This window comes from Alteripontixanthobacter muriae (assembly GCF_013336795.1).
In the GTDB taxonomy this organism is placed as follows: Bacteria; Pseudomonadota; Alphaproteobacteria; order Sphingomonadales; family Sphingomonadaceae; genus Pseudopontixanthobacter; species Pseudopontixanthobacter muriae.
Map to the genome: position 1 here is coordinate 123,807 of NZ_JAAFZT010000020.1, position 16,752 is coordinate 140,558.

The window sequence follows — 16,752 nt, forward strand, 5'->3', positions numbered from 1 at the left end:
CCCTTCAGCAGATCGCCTTCGCTTTCGCCCGCCATTCGTGGAGCAGCGGTTCGGTATAGCCGCTGGGCTGTGAAACGCCTTCGAACACCAGATCACAGGCTGCCTTGAAGGCCACGCCACCGAAATCGGGCGCCATTTTCACATAGCCGGGATCGCCCTCGTTCTGGGCATCGACCTTCGCGGCCATGCGTTTCAGCGAATCCATCACCTGCTCGCGCGTGCAGACCCCGTGCAGCAGCCAGTTGGCCATATGCTGGCTCGAGATGCGCAGCGTCGCCCTGTCTTCCATTAGGCCGATGTCGTTGATGTCAGGCACCTTGGAACAGCCGATGCCCTGGCCCACCCAGCGAACCACGTAGCCGAGCAGCCCTTGTGCGTTATTGTCGAGCTCCTCGCGGATCTCCGCCTCGTTCCAATTCGTACCCTCTGCCAGCGGAATGGTGAGCAGTTTGTCCAGGCCGGGGATGTCGGTCAGCCGCTTCTGCAGCGCGAACACGTCCAACGCGTGATAATGCAGCGCGTGCAACGTCGCGGCGGTGGGCGACGGCACCCACGCGGTGTTCGCGCCGGCCTCGAGATGAGCGATCTTCTCGTCCATCATCGCGCCCATCCGGTCGGGGGCGGCCCACATGCCCTTGCCGATCTGGGCCTTGCCGGACAGGCCGTGCGCCAGGCCGATGGCGACATTGCGGGCCTCGTAGGCGCGCAGCCAGTCGCTGTTCTTCATTGCCCCCTTGCGGACCATGGGCCCGGCCTGCATCGAGGTGTGAATCTCGTCGCCGGTGCGGTCGAGGAAACCCGTGTTTATGAAGACGATCCGGTCCTTCACCGCATGGATGCAGGCGGCCAGATTGGCACTGGTGCGCCGCTCCTCGTCCATGACGCCGACCTTGATCGTGTGGCGCGGCAGGCCAAGCAGATCTTCCACCGCGTCGAACAGATCATTCGTGAAGGCGCATTCCGCAGGCCCGTGCATCTTGGGCTTCACGATGTAGATATTGTCCTCGCGGCTATTGGCGAAACGCCCTTTGCCGGCGACGTCGATTGCTCCGATGGCACTGGTGACAACCGCATCCATGATTCCCTCGGGCACCTCCGCGCCGTCACTAGTGAGGATCGCCGGATTTGTCATCAAATGGCCGACATTGCGCACGAACAGCAGGCTTCGGCCGGGCAGGCTTTCGGTGCTGCCATCGGGCAACGTAACCTGCCGGTCTTCCGCCAGAGCGCGGGTGACGGTCTTGCAACCTTTTTCGAACCGTTCCTCCAGATCGCCACGGATCACGCCCAGCCAGTTGCGATAGGCGACCAGCTTGTCCTCGGCATCGACGGCGGCAACCGAGTCCTCCAGATCGACGATCGTGGTCAGCGCTGCTTCAAGAATGATGTCGGCGATGCCCGCCTTGTCGCCTGAACCGATCGGATTGGCGGCATCGACGACGATCTCGATATGCAGGCCGTTGTTGCGAAAGAGAAAACCGCGCTCCGTCTGGCCTACATAGCGGGTGGGGTCGGCCAGTTCTGCCTTTGCAACATCCTTCACATCGGACCAGCTGCCGGAGGCCAGAGGCAGCGCCTCATCCAGGAATTTGCGTCCTCTGGCGATAACCGCAGCGCCGCGCGCCTCGTCATATCCGCCCGGCTTTGCCGGTTCGGCATCCAGTGCGTCAGTGCCGTAGAAGGCATCGTACAGGCTGCCCCAGCGCGCATTGGCGGCATTCAGCAGGAAGCGCGCATTCAGCACCGGCACCACCAGCTGCGGCCCTGCCATCGTCGCGATCTCGGCATCCACGGCCTGCGTGCCGATGGTGAAATCGCCCGGTTCAGGAACGAGATAGCCGATCGCGGTCAGGAAGGCGCGATAGGCTTTCGCATCATGCGGCTGGCCGCGGCGCTGCTCGTGCCATTTCTCGATCTGCGCCTGCAAATCTGCGCGGATTGCCAGCAGGTCGCGATTGCGGGGTGCGAAATCCTTCAGCAGCTTTGCAAAGTCGCTCCAGAAACTTTCCGCGTCGCGATCGTTAGCCGTCAGCACCTCATCCTCGATGAAGGACGCCAGCTTCGGATCGACCTTCAGGCCTGCGCGGTTCGTGTATTCGGTCATGTATTCGTCCCTTGCCCTTGCCTTGTGGCTACACCGCCGCATCGCCGCCGGTGCAGGCGGCAGATCTCGTCGGCGAATTGTCATGTCCGGGGAGGAACGGCCGGACTTATGAACAGGTGCCCGGATATTTGCAACGGGGTTGGCCGCGCGCTGCCCTGAGGCTAGACGCCATGGCATGACAAAGATCGACCCCGCCGCCGCTCCGCTGTTCGAGATGATCGACCAATCCGCCATGCTGAAACAGGTGGAAGACTGGGCCGGGATCAACAGCGGCACCGCCAATCTGGACGGGTTGGCTACGATGGCAGACCGGCTGGCGGATGCGTTCTCCGCCCTGCCCGGCGAGATCGAGCTTGTCGAACCGGCTGCAGTCACGGCGATCGACGCCGAAGGGGAAGAGTTCGCAAAGCAACACGGCAAGCATCTTGTGCTGCGCGTGCGCCCTGACGCCGAACGGCGCTTCGTGCTCACCGGTCATATGGACACGGTCTTTCCCGCCGACCATTCGTTCCAGGCGCTGACGCTTACGGAAGAGGACATCATCAATGGCCCCGGCACCGCCGATATGAAAGGCGGGCTCGCCGTCATGCTGCACGCGTTGCTGGCGTTCGAACGTTCAGACGCCGCCGCGAAGGTCGGTTACGATGTGCTCATAAACTCCGACGAGGAGACCGGCTCGCTTTCCTCGCGCAGCCTGATCGAGGCGCTGGCGCAGGCCAAGGCTGCGGCGCTCACCTATGAACCGAGCGCCCTGCCCGACGGCACCCTGGCGCATGCGCGCGGCGGCACCGGCAATTATTCGCTGATCGTGCGCGGACGCAGCGCCCATGCCGGGCGCAACCCGCAGGACGGGCGCAACGCCTTGGTCGCCGCTGCCGCTCTGGCCGTGGGGCTGAAGGACGTGCAGACGCAGAATTGTCCGGTAAACCCTGCAAAGATCGAGGGCGGCGCGGCGAACAACGTCGTGCCTGATATCGCGGTCCTGCGGTTCAACATCCGCCCGCGCGAACCGAGCGCAGGGGAAAGGTTCGAAGCGCAACTGCAGGAACTGATGGGACAGGTGCGGCAGGCGCATGAAGTCAGCGTGGAACTGCATGGCGGCGTGACCCGCCCGCCCAAGCCGGTCGATGGCAGGGCGCAGAAGCTTTTTGACATCGTGCATGATTGCGGGCGAATGCTGGGGCAGGACATCGGCTGGCAATCGACGGGCGGCGTCTGCGACGGCAACAATATAGCGTCCTGCGGCGTGCCGGTGGTCGACACCATGGGCGTGCGCGGGGGCAAGATACATTCCTCCGACGAATTCATGATCGTCTCTTCCCTGCGCGAGAGGGCGGCGCTGTCCGCGCTGGTCCTGCAGGAAATCGCATCGGGAGACAGGCTGTGACTTTCCGCCTGCGGGCCGCGCGAGCCGGCGATCTCGAACCTGTCTACGAAATGGCGAAACTGACCGGCGGCGGCTTCACCAATCTGCCGCCGGATCGTGACTCGCTGACCGCCAAGCTCGCCCGCGCCACGGCGGCTTTCGGCCGGGACGAGGATACTCTTGCCGACGAACAGTTCGTGCTGGTCCTGGAAAATGCCGAAACCGGCGAGGTGCGCGGCACCTGCCAGATCTTCAGCCAGGTGGGCCAGCGCTGGCCGTTCTATTCCTATCGCCTGAACACGATCACGCAGCACAGCCAGGAACTGGATCGCACGGTACGCGCCGAATTGCTCAGCCTGACCACGGATCTGGAAGGTAGCGCGGAGGTCGGCGGATTGTTCCTCCACCCCGGTGAGCGCGCGGGCGGGCTGGGACTGTTGCTGGCGCGGAGCCGCTATCTGTTCATCGCCATGCACCGCGCGCGCTTCGCCGATCGCATCCTGGCGGAACTGCGCGGCATTATAGACGAACGCGGCGGATCGCCATTCTGGGACGGGGTGGCGGGCCGCTTCTTCGGAATGACTTTTCAGGAGGCGGACCATTTCAATTCGGTCACGGGCAACCAGTTCATCGCCGATCTGATGCCCAAGCACCCGATCTATGTCGCCATGCTGTCGAAAACCGCCCGCAGCGCCATTGGGATACCGCATCCGTCTGGCCGCGCGGCGATGCGGATGCTGGAGAACGAAGGGTTCTCCTATGAAGGCTATGTCGACATTTTCGATGGCGGCCCCAGCATGATAGCCCGAACCGATGCCGTGAAAAGCGTGCGCGAGGCGAGCGAGGCGGAGATTTCCACGGTTCATCTGGCGAAGGGTGAGAAAGGTCTTCTGGCGACCGGGAGGCTTACTGGCTTTCGCGCCTGCTACGGCGCTCGCGAGATGCAGGAGGACGGCACCGTGGCCATCGACGCCAGCGCGGCAGATCTGCTGGATGTGAAACCCGGCGACACGATCTGGAGCGTTGCGCGATGAAACACGCTAAACTGCAAGAAATCAATTTTGACGGGATCGTCGGCCCCTCGCATAATTATGCGGGCCTCAGCCTCGGCAATCTTGCCGCGACCAGCCATGCCGGTGACATATCGCACCCGCGCGCGGCGGCGCTGCAGGGATTGGCCAAGATGCGCGCCAATATGGCTTTGGGTTTGCAGCAGGGCTTTCTGCTGCCCTTGCCCCGCCCGAACGAAGGCTTTCTTGCCGGACTGGGCCTCACTCAGGACGATGCTGTCGAACCCGAGAACCGCCCGCTGGTGGCGGCGGCGTGGTCGGCCAGCGCGATGTGGACGGCAAATGCCGCGACGGTCAGCCCCGCTCCCGACACGGCAGACGGGCGCTGTCACCTCACGCCCGCCAATCTCGTCACCATGCCGCATCGGGCGCAGGAATGGCGGGACACCAAGGCACAGCTTGCCATCGCCTTTGCCGACGAAGCTGCTTTCGCGCTGCATGATGCCGTGCCGCCTTTCTTTGGCGACGAAGGCGCTGCCAACCACATGCGGTTCTGTGCCGATCATTCAGCGTCGGGCGTAGAAGTCTTCGTCTTTGGCCGCCCCGGCGGGGCTTTCCCGGCGCGGCAGAGCCTTCAGGCCAGCCGCGCTGTCGCCCGGCTGCATGGGCTGGCGCCGGAGCGCACCGTCTTCATCGAACAGAACCCTTTCGCCATTGCAGCAGGCGCGTTCCACAATGACGTCGTTTCGGTCGCAAACGGGCGCGTGCTGTTCACGCATGAAGAAGCATTTGCCGACCGCGAAGGCGCGTATGAGGCCATCCGCGTAGCCTTCCCCGAACTGCAGGTGGTGGAGGTTCCATCAAGCGAAGTCAGCCTTGCCGAAGCCATCGCGACCTATCTGTTCAACGCGCAGCTGGTGAGTTTGCCGGATGGGAACATGGCGCTGGTCGTGCCGATGGAAAGCTGGAACAGCACGGCGGTACGCGGCTTTCTCGACCGGATGATGTCGGGGGATGGTCCGATCGGCGGGGTCATTCCCGTCGATGTCACGCAGAGCATGGCCAATGGCGGCGGCCCCGCCTGCCTGAGGCTGCGGGTCGTGGCCGACCCCGCCACAGTGGATCCGCGCTTCCTGCTGGATGAAGCGAAGGCCGACACCATCGCCAGCGTCATCGAGGTGCATTGGCCGGAAAGCATCGAACCGGCGCAGATCGGAAGCGCGGAGCTTGCCGGGAAAGTGGTGACCGCTCGCGCTGCCTTGCTCGAAAAGCTGGATCTCGATCAACTCGCATGATGAGCCGAGTTGCGTCGGCATGCTTTACAAATCGTCAATGGCTACTAGCCCGTTAACCACCGTCTTGCGCAGGATTCCTGCAATGGCACGGTCCTTGCCTTTAGGCACGTTAACGGAAGGTTGGATGTGCTACGCAAGGTAAAGCGATTATTTACTATCAAGACGCGCTGGGAAGCGTTCATGATAATCTACGCCCTGGCGCTCGGCGCGGTGGAGCGCGGAAAAGCCTATCTGGTCGAATATCCCGGCATGGGCGGTTTGCTGCTATTCCTCGCCTGCACAGGCGCGGTGTTCCTGGCCGGAGCCAAGATCCTCGATTGCGTAAGATATGAGGGCGAGAAGCGACAAGCCGAAGCGCGCGCGTCGACGCCTCAGGAATCGACCTGAGAACCCGCCGCCAGTCTTGAATGAAGGTGGGGGTTTCTGTTGCTAGCTACCCCCGGAGCCCCGGTATCTCTTCTGTTGCCCGGTGAGTCCAACCGCGCTTAGCTTTGTAAATTCAGGCCGCTAGGCCTTAAAATTACGCGGCGATTGCGAGTGCTTCATTGTCATTGGCACTTGTGTGTTGCGAGCTTTTAACGGGGATTCTCAACCCGGGCGAAAACAGTGCTTTTGGGCACACGTCGATCCTAGTTCGGCCCCGTCAGAAACCACGCTTTCGCGCAGCTTTTGGTGGAGCCGCCGGGTACTGCCCCCGGGTCCGTTGTGCTTATTGCACACCGCAGTTTATCGCCATAGCCGGCCGAAACCGACAGAACCCATATAGACGTTTATTCCTTAATGTGAAGTGTCTGGCGAAGCCGCCGCGCTGCCCTGCTTCAGTTCACCCAGGATTTCCTTCAGAACGTCAAGCTGCGGATCGGTCGCGACCTCTTCGACTTTCGAGGTATCCTCCGCTTCTTTCTTCTCCTCCTCCGCCGCATCCATCAAATGGTTGGCCGCGCGGACGATGAGAAACAGGGCGAAAGCGAGGATCAGGAAGTTCAGGATCTGCGTCAGGAAATCGCCATAGCCGATCATGGCCACGCCAGCCTCTTTCAATTGCGCGTAATTGTCGGCGGCACCGCTATAGTTGGCCGGGATCGGGCCGAGGCGGATGAACCAGTTGGAAAAATCGACATCGCCGAAGATCCAGCCGATCAGCGGCATCAGGATGCTTTCGGTCAACGAGGTCGTGATCCTGCCGAATGCGGCGCCGATCACGACGCCGACAGCGAGGTCGAGGACGTTGCCCCTCGCGATGAATTTCTTGAATTCGTCCAGAACAGTCACGCGATGATCCCGCCGAAAATTGTCTCGCCCGCACCGAAAGCGAGCCTTTCGCCACTGCCGATGCCAGTGCCGCAGCAGCGGCGCAAGGGTGCGGCGAATACGGTTTCACCCTGTTGCCTCGCCAGCAAGGTGTGCTAATCAGGCAATACAGACATCTGCGGCGCGTTGAAGAACGGCCGCACAGGGCCGCCACGGCTGGCCAAACGCAAGGAGTTAGGGCATGAAGATAAAGACAATTCGCCGCACCGCCTGCATCGTCGGCGCATCGCTCGCGCTGTCGGCCTGCGGCATCAATTCCGTTCCGACGCTGGAGGAAGCAGCGCTGTCGCATTGGGGCGATGTCGAGAGCGCCTATCAGCGCCGCGCCGACCTCGTCCCCAATCTGGTGGCGACGGTCCGCGCCGCAGCAGGTTCGGAAAGCGAAATCCTGAGCAACGTGACCGAAGCACGCGCCCGCGCCACCAGCATCAATATCACCAGCGACGATCTGTCCGATCCGGCAGAATTCCAGCGTTTTCAGGAGGCGCAGAATCAGCTGACGCAGGCGCTTGGCCAGTTGCGAACGGTGGTGGAAAACTACCCGCAATTGCAGAGCCAGGCGCGCTTTGCCGATCTGATGACCCAGCTTGAGGGCACGGAAAACCGGATCGACGTCGCCCGTACGCGCTACAATGAATCCGTGCAGGCCTATAATACCGAAATCCGCACCTTCCCGTCCTCCATCGGGGCGAACATCATCCACGGCGCGGAACGGATGGAGCCCTTCTCCGCCGATCCCGGCGCGCAGAACGCACCGACTGTCGATTTCGGCGGAATGGGCGGCACAGCGGAAGCAGGGAACTGAGCGCGTTGGGGGTGATCCTTCCGAATGCCGCTCCTGCATCGCGGATACACCGGCTGCTGCTGCAGCTGGCCCTCGCGTCTTTCGCGGCCTGTTTCCTGGCGATCGGGCAAGTAGCGGCTCAGGACATTCCCGCCCGGCCCGAGGGGCCGATCCTGGACGCGGCGAACATCATCGAGCCTGCGGAGCAAGTGGCGCTCGAACGGGAGTTGCGCGACTATAATCAGACGACCGGGCGCGCGATTATCGTCGCCACCGTGCCCAGCCTCGCCGGACAGCCGATCGAAAACTATGCCCAGACACTCGTCGAAGCATGGGACATCGGCGGTGCCGAAACCGAGGAAGGCGTGCTGCTGCTGGTCGCGCAGCAGGAACGGGAAATCCGCATTGCCACCGCGCGCGGGGTGCAAGGGCGGCTGACCGACGCATTATCGGGCCGTATCATTCGCGATACGATGGTGCCTGCTTTCCGTGAGGGCAACTTCTCGGGCGGGATCGTGGCGGCAGTGGCGCAGATCCGCGAGATCCTTGACGCCGATCCGGCCACGGCGGAAGCTATCGCCGAAGCCGCAGCGGCAGCCGAGGCGCAAGGTGGCGGCAATTCGGAAGAAGCGAATATCGGCGGCGTGATCTTCTGGATCATGCTGATCCTCGCCTTCATGGTCCTGTTCGGACGCGGCGGTCGCGGCAGCCGCAGACGCTACCGCGGCGGCATGGCATCCGGCATCGGCCAGGTCGTGCTGTGGAGTGCATTGAACGCTGCGGCCAATTCCGGGCGCGGCGGCGGCTTTGGCGGCGGCGATTTCGGCGGCGGCGGGTTCGGCGGCTTCGGCGGGGGCGGCGGCGGCTTCAATGGCGGCGGCGCGAGCGGGGGCTGGTAGATGGCGCTCCTGTCAGAAGCAGATCATCGCCGCGTCAGCGATGCGGTCGGAGAAGCGGAACGGCGCAGTTCGGGCGAGATCGTGACGGTGCTGGCAGAACGCAGCGACGGCTACAGCGATATCGCGCTCGCCTGGGCGGCACTGGTAGCATTCACTTTGCTCACCCTGCTCGCCTTCGTGCCGCATTGGCCGCTGGACGCCTATGCCGGGCTGCATGAAAGCTGGAACGCCGAATGGCCGGATGGCGAGATTTTTGCCATGGCGGCTGGCATCGGAATACTGACGTTTCTTATCGTCTGGCTCGTCCAGTTGAACGACGCGGTACGCTTCGCTCTGGTGCCGGGCAGGGTCAAGACGGCGCGGGTGGAGGATAGGGCCATCGCCCTCTTCCGCGTCGGCGCAGAACGCCGCACGCATGGACGGACCGGCATCATGATCTATCTGTCGATGGACGAACATCGCGCCGAGATCGTCGCCGACCGGGCCATTGCGGAAAAGGTCGACGACCATGTCTGGGGTGATGCGATGGCGGCCATGCTGGTTGAACTGAAGCAGGGTGACATCGCCGCAGGCATGATCGCCGCGATCGAGCGCGTCGGAGCAGTTCTTGCCGAGCATTTTCCTCGTGAAGAGGACGATGTGAACGAGCTTCCAGACCGGCTGATCGAGATTTGAACACACCCTCCCCTGCGCATTCTACCGACGCTGTCTATGGTGGCGATACGTCCGAAGCCGGCGCCGCCGAAGAGATCGTATGGCAGGGGAAGTTCATCACCGCCAAGAGGCGCGGTCGCTGGGAATATGTCGGGCGCGCCCGCAACATCAGGGCGGCGGTTATCCTTGCAGTGGAGGACGGCCACGTCATCCTGATCGAACAATATCGCGTGCCGATGGGGCGGCGCTGCATCGAGCTGCCGGCGGGGCTGATCGGCGACGATGCCGAGAGCGCGGACGAAAACCCGCTAGAGGCTGCTGGGCGCGAGCTGGAAGAGGAAACCGGTTACCGTGCCGCCAATCTGGAAGACGCCGGCACTTTCTATTCATCGCCGGGGATGGTCAGTGAGAGTTTCACGCTGGTTCGCGCCAGGGGTCTGGAAAAGGTCGGCGCAGGCGGCGGTGTCGCGGGTGAGGACATCACCGTCCATCGCGTCGAACTCGGCAGCCTCGGAACATTCATCGATGCTGCACGCGAACGCGGTTGCGGAATCGACGTGCGGGTGATGGGCCTGCTTCTGGCTCACGGCCATCTTTGATATTCAGCGAAGAAGGGAGTTGCACATGGCGGGACGGGTAGAGGGCAAACTGGCCCTGGTGACGGGCGGCGCACAGGGCCTTGGCGCAGCCATCGCAATGCGGCTGGCGCAGGAAGGTGCCAGGGTGCTGGTTACCGACATGAACGGCGCCGGGGCCGAAGAAAGCGCTGAGGCGATCAACGCGGAAACCGCCGCGGGCACGGCCTTCGCCATGCAGCATGACGTGACGCAGGAAGATCAGTGGATCGCCGTGATGAATTCCGCGCGCGAGAAGCTCGGCGGGCTTTCCGTTCTCGTCAACAATGCGGGCATCGGAGTTCGCGGCGATATCGAAAGCTGCACGCTGGAAGACTGGCGGCATGGTTTCGCGGTCAATAGCGACGGTCCTTTTCTCGGTTGCAAGCATGGCATGGCCCTGTTGAAGGACAGCCAGCCCGCTTCCATCATCAACATATCCTCCATTGCCGGACTGATCGCCAGCCATACGATGCCGGGCTATAATGCCAGCAAGGCGGCGGTCTGGATGCTGTCGAAATCGGTGGCGCTTTACGGGGCCAAGAAGGGGTGGGATATTCGTTGCAATTCAGTCCATCCCACTTTCATCGACACACCCATTCTGGACGGCATCGGCAAGAATGCGGGCATCGACAAGAGCGTTGTCATGGATAAGCTCGCCCGGCAAATTCCACTGGGCCGCGTGGGGCAGCCAGCCGATATAGCCTCGGCCGTGCTCTACCTCGCCAGTGATGAAAGTCGCTTCGTAACGGGGGCCGAAATCAAGGTGGATGGCGGCATTTCGGCGATGTAATTCCGGGTTTTTGTGGTGGATGGCGGCAAGGGATCGCGCTGCCCTGCCGATGTGATGCGGCCCGCCTTCGGGCAGGTCCGCATCATCAATCGGCGATCAGGGCAATGGCGATATAGATGAGCAGCAGTGAACCGAAGCCGATCAGCGTGCCAACCACGAACAGGATCCGGACAAGGGTGACGTCCACTCCGAAATAGTCGGAGATGCCTGCGCAGACCCCGGCCAGTTTGCCGTTAGTCTTGTCGAGGCGGAAATCCCGGGTGATCTGGCGGTTTGCACGGTCTGGGCGATCTTCGTTCATGCGACAACTCCGGACATTGCGATGGTGGGGCTGGCCGGCACGATGGCGATGGCCAGGAACATGGCGGAGACCATGATGGACGAAACGGCGGCTGCGAAACGGGCGCCGAAGAGGTTGCTGACTTTCATGAGAAGGCTCCTTTGAACTTTTGTCGGAGGACCATTCCATCCGATGAACAATGCATTGCAACGGGTGTGCCAAACTCGAAAAGCCATGAAATTCAGCGATTGTTAACCGGCGCTGCCCGGGAGAGATGATCTAAAATCCAAACATGTGGCGCAAATTCCCATAGTTCAGGATTCGTCTTAATCGTGGTGCATTTGGCAGTCGGGCGCTATCCGCTGAATTGCATGGCACTTGACCGCATTTCCCTCTCCCGATTTCGCAATCACGAAGCGACGGCGCTCGACGGCACGCGTCAATTCAACCTACTCGTCGGAGAGAATGGGGCAGGCAAAACCAACGTCCTTGAGGCCTTATCCCTGCTTTCACCGGGGCGCGGGTTGCGCTCGGCCCGGTTGGCGGAGATGGCGGGAAACGGCGGACCGGGCGGCTTTGCCATTGGCGCATCGCTGATTGCGGGGGATGCGGAGGACCTGATCCGCATCGGCACCTACACCGAACCCGACCGTCCCAACCGGCGGCTGGTGAAGGTGAACGGAGCTTCGACGACCGCCGCCAGCCTCGGCGAATGGCTGGCGATCGGCTGGCTGACCCCGGCCATGGAACGCCTGTTCACCGACAGCGCCGGAGCGCGGCGACGTTTTCTCGACCGCATGGTGCTGGCGGTGGAACCCGGCCATGCCTCTGTGGCTGCCCGCTACGAACACGCCTTGCGCGAACGTAACCGCCTGCTGGCGGAAGAGGCCCGGCCCGAGGCGGAATGGCTGGAAGCCCTGGAGGCACAGATGGCGCGGCAGGGCGCGGCCCTGATGCAGCAGCGCGCGTCGATCATTTCCGCTGTCGGCGCGGAACTGGCATTGCTGCCCGACGAACCCTTCGCCCGCCCTTCCCTCGCCTATGACACGCAGGTGCCATTCGGCGAAGAGGCGCTCCGTGATGCATTGCGCGTGGGTCGCCCTCGCGATCGTGCCGCAGCACGCAGCCTGACCGGCCCCCATCGGGACGATCTGCTGGTCACGATTGCCGGGCGCGGCGTTCCGGCGGCGATGGGCTCCACCGGCGAACAGAAGGCGCTGCTCATTGCCATGAGCCTCGCCCATGCCGTGCTGGCGGCGCGAGGCCGCCCCGGATTGCTGTTGCTGGACGAAGTGGCGGCCCATCTCGATCCGCTGCGCCGCCGCACCCTTTTCAACCGGCTCCGGACAAGCGGCGCGCAAGTCTGGCTGACCGGCACGGAGATCGCCCCGTTCGAACACATAAGAGCGGAAGCCGCAATCTGGCGCGTCGAAGGCGGCAGGGTCGAACGAATCTCCTGAATTTGCCGCCGCGTCAATCGTCGTTGGCAGAAGCCGCGTCGGGCAAAGCGGCGGCAACATCGTCGGCCGTCGCGGCGACCAGCGCTTCAATGCCTTGCGCCGTCGGGTGGATGCGATCCGCCTGAATCAAATCAGGACGCTGATAAACCGGTTCGAGGAAGAACGGCACCAGCTCCGCACCGTAGCGTTCCGCGAGCTCGGGATAGATTGCGTCATAAGCCTGCTGAAATTCCGGTCCGTAATTCGGCGGCGCGACCAGGCCCATGAGCAGCACCGGAATGTTTCGCGACTGCAACTCCTGCAGCATGGCTTCGAGATTGGCGCGCGTCTCTGCCGGTTCGATGCCGCGCAGCAAATCATTCCCGCCGAGTTCCAAGATCACGAGTTCGGGCTTGCTCTCCTGCGCATCGAGCGTGAAGGCGAGCCGTTGCCGTCCCGCAGCCGTCGTGTCCGCCGACACGCCCGCATTGGCGACGCGTGCATTGATCCCTTGGGCGCGCAAGGCCGCTTCAAGCCGCGCCGGATAGCTTTCATCCGGATCGACATTGTAGCCTGCGAACAGGCTGTTGCCGAAAGCCAGCACATTGCGCTGCGGGCCCATGACCGGCATTTCCGCCGCTGCCGTCGTTCCCGCCGTGGCATCTTCTGCCGTGACGACCGTCGCTGCTTCCTCGCGCTCCGCTTCCGCTCCGCAGGCACTCAGCGCAAGACAGGCGGACACAAGCGCGCAGGCCAATGTGCGGCGAGAGATAATCGACAGACGGCGTTTCATGATCGGCGACCTTCCTTGCTGTTCCGCGCAGCCTATGTCATTCCCGCATCGTGACAAGCCCCTCCGAAAGCTTCGCCAATCGCCCCCACACCGCCATAAGGGCGCGCGACCTCACCCTTACTCTCGGCCAGGCTTCGGCACCTGTCGACATCCTGCGCGGTATCGATCTGGATGTGGAGCGCGGTGAGGTGCTGGCGCTGCTCGGCCCCTCGGGATCGGGCAAATCTTCATTGATGGCCGTGCTGTCCGGACTGGAGCGCGCCAGCGGCGGAACGCTCGATGTGGCAGGCGCGGATTTCCGGGCGATGGACGAGGACGCCCTCGCCATGGCGCGGCGCGGCAGGATCGGCATCGTGCTGCAGGCATTCCACCTTTTGCCGACGATGACCGCGCTGGAAAATGTCGCCACGCCGATGGAGCTTGCTGGCGCGGCAGACGCCCGCCCGCGCGCCGAAGCGGAGTTGCAGGCGGTTGGCCTCGGCCACCGCCTGCACCATTATCCCGCCCAGCTTTCGGGCGGAGAGCAGCAGCGCGTCGCCCTCGCCCGCGCCATCGCGCCGCGCCCGGAACTGATCTTCGCCGACGAACCGACAGGCAATCTCGATGTCACCACCGGCGAGACCATTGTCGAACTTCTCTTCGCCCGCCGGGCTGAAACGGGGGCAACGCTGGTCGTCATCACGCATGACCCCGCCCTCGCCAAACGGTGCAAGCGGGTTCTGACCATGGCCGATGGCCGCATCGCCAGCGACACTGCGGAAGACGCAGGATCAGCGGCGGCGTGAGCGACGGCAGGGTAACAGCCCCGGCACTACGCTGGTCGGATGCCTGGCGGATTGCACGGCGTGATCTGAACGCACGGTTCCGCGGTTTGCGGCTGCTGCTGGTCTGCCTGTTTCTCGGCACCGGCGCGCTCGCTGCCATCGGCACGCTGACCGCAGCGATAGACGGCGAGCTTTCTTCGCGCGGGCAGGAAATTCTCGGGGGCGACCTTCAGATCGAAGTGTGGCAACGCGCGCTGAACAGCGAGGAACTGGGCGCACTTGAAGCATATGGGCAGGTCTCCGGCGGCTCTCGCTGGCAAGCCATGGCCGTCGCTGACGAATCCACCGCACCCGTCGAACTGAAGGCCGTGGACGAGGCGTGGCCGCTCTACGGCACGCTCACGCTGGCCCACGGACGCACCGCCGCCGCGCCTCCACCCGGCAGCGCGTGGCTGGCACAGGGCGCGATTGACCGGCTGGGCATCTCGGTCGGCGACAGCTTCCGCATCGGCAGCGCCGAACTGGTGGCGGCGGGGGTCATCGCGGACGAGCCGGACCGGCTGGGCGAAGGATTCCAGCTCGGCCCCACGATCATCGTCGCCGAAGATCTGCCGGCCCGTGCAGGCCTGCTCGCGCCAGGGGCGATGTATCAGAGCAAGTACCGCGTAGCTTTCACCCCCGACCGCGACCCGCAGGCCGTGCGTGACGAGCTGGAGAGCGGCTTCCCGTCATCCGGCTTCGAGATCGACACGCGCGAACGCGCCGCCCCCGGGGCCGAACGCTTCGTCAGCCGGATGGGCGAATTCCTGACCCTCGTCGGTCTTGCCGCTCTGGTCATAGCGGGCATCGGAATCGGCGGCGGCGTCTCCTCTTATCTGGAGGCTCGGCGAACCAGCATCGCAACCCTGAAGATACTCGGCGCCACCAGCACCGACATTGCCCGCATCTACGCGCTGCAGATCGGGATTGCCGCTCTGGTCGGAACGGTCGCCGGGCTGGTCGTCGGCATGCTGGTCACGCCCCTGCTGGCGCAAGCGCTGGACGGTCTGCTGCCGGTCGAGACGGGCTTTGTCTTCGAACCCGTCGCGTTGCTCGTCGCTGCTGCATATGGACTGCTGGTGGCGCTGGTATTCGCCGCAACCCCGCTGCTGCGGGCGCGGGACTTTCCCGCCATGGCGCTTATGCGTTCGCGTGTCGTGCCCCTTGGCCGCGACCGGCGGGCGCTGGCCTGGGTGGCAGGCGGATTGGCAGCCATCGTGGCCCTCGCGCTGATCGAGGCCAAGCAGCCGCTGCTGTCGGGCGGGTTCCTGCTGGGCGCTGCAGCGGCGCTGGCGTTGCTCGGCCTGCTGGGGATTGGCATCCGGAAGCTGGCGGAGCGCCTGCCCAGCCCCCGTAATCCGCTGCTGCGCAATGCGCTCGCCAATCTGCACCGGCCCGGCGCATCGACCGGAGCGCTGGTGACCGCGCTGGGCTTCGGCCTGTCGGCCTTCGTCCTGCTCGCGGCGGTCCAGACCGCCATCGACGGCAATATCCAGCAGCGCGTTCCTGACGAGGCGCCGGATTATTTCGTTCTCGACATCCCCCGCGACGAGGAAGCCGCTTTCCGCAGCGTTGTGCGCTCCGACCATCCCGACGCCGCGATCCGCACGGTGCCGGCACTGCGCGGAGCCATTCTCGCCTATGGCCCGGAAGGTGCAATGACCCGCGTGGCCGATCTCGAGAAGATCCCCGACGGCGCATGGCCTCTTCGCGGCGAGAGGGGCCTGACCTATTCGGAGGAGGTTCCTGCGGGCAACGTGGTGACAACCGGCGAATGGTGGCCGCAGGGGTGGGACGGCGAGAACCTCGTATCCGTCGATGCGGAACTGGCCGAGGCTGTCGGGCTCGAAATAGGCGACATGCTCACCATCGGCGTTCTGGGCGTAGAGCGAACCGCACGTATCGCCAATTTCCGGCGTATCGATTGGGAAAGCCTCGGCTTCAATTACGTGCTGGTCTTCTCGCCCAATACGCTCGCCGATGCGCCGCATAATCTGGCTGCAACGATCGACTTGCCCGACGGCGCAGCGGCCGGGCCGCTGCTGCGCCGATTGGTGAACCAGTTCCCGTCCAGCTCCGTCATCGAAATCGGACAGGTGCTGGCAGAGGCCCGCGTCATCTTGGGGCAGGTCGGACTGGCGACGCTGGCTGCGGCCTCCGTGGCGGTACTGGCCGGACTGGCAGTGCTGATGGGGGCAATCGCCGCCGCCCGCGCCGCGCGTACTTACGATACGGTGATCTTCCGTGTGCTGGGGGCAAGCCGCAAACAGGTGCTGATCATGCAGCTGCTGGAATATGGCGCCCTGGCCCTCATCCTTGCGGTCGTTGCACTTGGGCTTGGAAGCGGGCTGGCATGGCTGGTCATCACCCAGCTGTTCGAATTCGACTGGCTGCCCGACTGGGGCTGGATCCTGGCTGTGCTCGGCGCCGGACTGGCGCTTGTCCTCGCCTTCGCACTCGCCGGATCATTGCCGTTGCTGCGCGCGCGTCCCGCCCAGGCACTCCGCACCTTGTGACACGATCTTTGTTGCAGCCGCCTCTGCCCATCATTACTCCCGCAGACATAGGATGTGATCGACACCTTCGTTGCACATCTTGTGAATGAGA

At 63.8% G+C, this 16,752-nt stretch carries 18 protein-coding genes and 1 other RNA gene; 12 read left to right on the plus strand and 7 right to left on the minus strand.

Annotated elements, in window-relative coordinates:
• Positions 1-4 precede the first annotated feature (4 nt).
• Complete coding sequence (locus tag G7A66_RS06875; RefSeq protein ID WP_174294945.1) at positions 5-2,104, minus strand: malate synthase G; 2,100 nt, start codon at positions 2,102-2,104, stop codon at positions 5-7.
• Between the two features lie 175 nt (positions 2,105-2,279).
• Here G7A66_RS06875 and G7A66_RS06880 point away from each other — a divergent pair, with 175 nt between their 5' ends.
• From G7A66_RS06880 to G7A66_RS06895, 4 genes are all read left to right on the plus strand, one after another.
• Complete coding sequence (locus G7A66_RS06880) at positions 2,280-3,491, plus strand: hydrolase (protein WP_174294946.1); 1,212 nt, start codon at positions 2,280-2,282, stop codon at positions 3,489-3,491.
• On the plus strand, positions 3,488-4,504 hold the full coding sequence (locus G7A66_RS06885) for an arginine N-succinyltransferase (protein ID WP_174294947.1): 1,017 nt from the start codon (positions 3,488-3,490) through the stop codon (positions 4,502-4,504). The genes G7A66_RS06880 and G7A66_RS06885 overlap by 4 nt, the downstream gene beginning before the upstream one ends.
• Positions 4,501-5,775, plus strand: a complete 1,275-nt coding sequence (locus G7A66_RS06890; RefSeq protein WP_174294948.1) for an N-succinylarginine dihydrolase — start codon at positions 4,501-4,503, stop codon at positions 5,773-5,775. Before G7A66_RS06885 ends, G7A66_RS06890 begins: the two co-directional genes overlap by 4 nt.
• Positions 5,776-5,901: 126 nt before the next feature.
• Entirely contained in the window at positions 5,902-6,162 is a 261-nt protein-coding gene (locus G7A66_RS06895) for a hypothetical protein (protein WP_174294949.1), read from the plus strand.
• Positions 6,163-6,223: 61 nt separating this feature from the next.
• On the opposite strand, the gene ssrA is transcribed toward G7A66_RS06895, so the two are convergent.
• The 3 genes from ssrA to G7A66_RS14395 form a co-directional block, all read right to left on the minus strand.
• Positions 6,224-6,566, minus strand: a transfer-messenger RNA (tmRNA) gene (gene ssrA / locus G7A66_RS06900).
• Positions 6,553-7,047, minus strand: a complete 495-nt coding sequence (gene mscL, locus G7A66_RS06905) for a large conductance mechanosensitive channel protein MscL (protein WP_174294950.1) — start codon at positions 7,045-7,047, stop codon at positions 6,553-6,555. Before mscL ends, ssrA begins: the two co-directional genes overlap by 14 nt.
• The gene (locus tag G7A66_RS14395) at positions 7,044-7,175 is read right to left on the minus strand and encodes a hypothetical protein (protein WP_269748171.1); all 132 of its coding nucleotides are present in this window, start codon (positions 7,173-7,175) and stop codon (positions 7,044-7,046) included. Before G7A66_RS14395 ends, mscL begins: the two co-directional genes overlap by 4 nt.
• Before the next feature lie 92 nt (positions 7,176-7,267).
• Between G7A66_RS14395 and G7A66_RS06910 the strand changes: the two genes are divergently transcribed.
• From G7A66_RS06910 to G7A66_RS06930, 5 genes are all read left to right on the plus strand, one after another.
• Positions 7,268-7,891, plus strand: a complete 624-nt coding sequence (locus G7A66_RS06910; protein WP_174294951.1) for a LemA family protein — start codon at positions 7,268-7,270, stop codon at positions 7,889-7,891.
• A gap of 11 nt (positions 7,892-7,902) precedes the next feature.
• A complete protein-coding gene (locus G7A66_RS06915) occupies positions 7,903-8,769 on the plus strand; it encodes a TPM domain-containing protein (RefSeq protein ID WP_332310511.1) in 867 nt (288 codons plus the stop codon).
• A complete protein-coding gene (locus G7A66_RS06920; RefSeq protein ID WP_174294952.1) occupies positions 8,770-9,444 on the plus strand; it encodes a TPM domain-containing protein in 675 nt (224 codons plus the stop codon).
• 74 nt (positions 9,445-9,518) lie between these two features.
• Entirely contained in the window at positions 9,519-10,022 is a 504-nt protein-coding gene (locus G7A66_RS06925; protein ID WP_332310512.1) for an NUDIX hydrolase, read from the plus strand.
• Between the two features lie 25 nt (positions 10,023-10,047).
• Positions 10,048-10,830 (plus strand): SDR family oxidoreductase, encoded by a 783-nt coding sequence (locus G7A66_RS06930; RefSeq protein ID WP_174294954.1) that lies wholly within the window; start codon positions 10,048-10,050, stop codon positions 10,828-10,830.
• Positions 10,831-10,915: 85 nt separating this feature from the next.
• Here the strand turns inward: G7A66_RS06930 and G7A66_RS06935 are convergent, their stop codons facing one another.
• Positions 10,916-11,131, minus strand: a complete 216-nt coding sequence (locus G7A66_RS06935) for a PspC domain-containing protein (protein WP_174294955.1) — start codon at positions 11,129-11,131, stop codon at positions 10,916-10,918.
• Complete coding sequence (locus G7A66_RS14400) at positions 11,128-11,259, minus strand: hypothetical protein (RefSeq protein WP_269748172.1); 132 nt, start codon at positions 11,257-11,259, stop codon at positions 11,128-11,130. The genes G7A66_RS06935 and G7A66_RS14400 overlap by 4 nt, the downstream gene beginning before the upstream one ends.
• Positions 11,260-11,481: 222 nt before the next feature.
• On the opposite strand from G7A66_RS14400, the gene recF reads away from it, so the two are divergent.
• Entirely contained in the window at positions 11,482-12,570 is a 1,089-nt protein-coding gene (gene recF / locus G7A66_RS06940; RefSeq protein WP_174295011.1) for a DNA replication/repair protein RecF, read from the plus strand.
• Positions 12,571-12,583: 13 nt separating this feature from the next.
• Here recF and G7A66_RS06945 read toward each other — a convergent pair whose 3' ends face one another.
• On the minus strand, positions 12,584-13,342 hold the full coding sequence (locus tag G7A66_RS06945) for an arylesterase (RefSeq protein WP_174294956.1): 759 nt from the start codon (positions 13,340-13,342) through the stop codon (positions 12,584-12,586).
• A 50-nt stretch (positions 13,343-13,392) separates the two neighbouring features.
• Here G7A66_RS06945 and G7A66_RS06950 point away from each other — a divergent pair, with 50 nt between their 5' ends.
• Both G7A66_RS06950 and G7A66_RS06955 read left to right on the plus strand, forming a co-directional pair.
• Positions 13,393-14,127, plus strand: a complete 735-nt coding sequence (locus tag G7A66_RS06950; protein WP_174294957.1) for an ABC transporter ATP-binding protein — start codon at positions 13,393-13,395, stop codon at positions 14,125-14,127.
• Positions 14,124-16,661, plus strand: coding sequence for an ABC transporter permease (locus tag G7A66_RS06955; protein ID WP_174294958.1), 2,538 nt, complete (start codon positions 14,124-14,126; stop codon positions 16,659-16,661). The genes G7A66_RS06950 and G7A66_RS06955 overlap by 4 nt, the downstream gene beginning before the upstream one ends.
• The last annotated feature ends 91 nt before the right edge of the window (positions 16,662-16,752 follow it).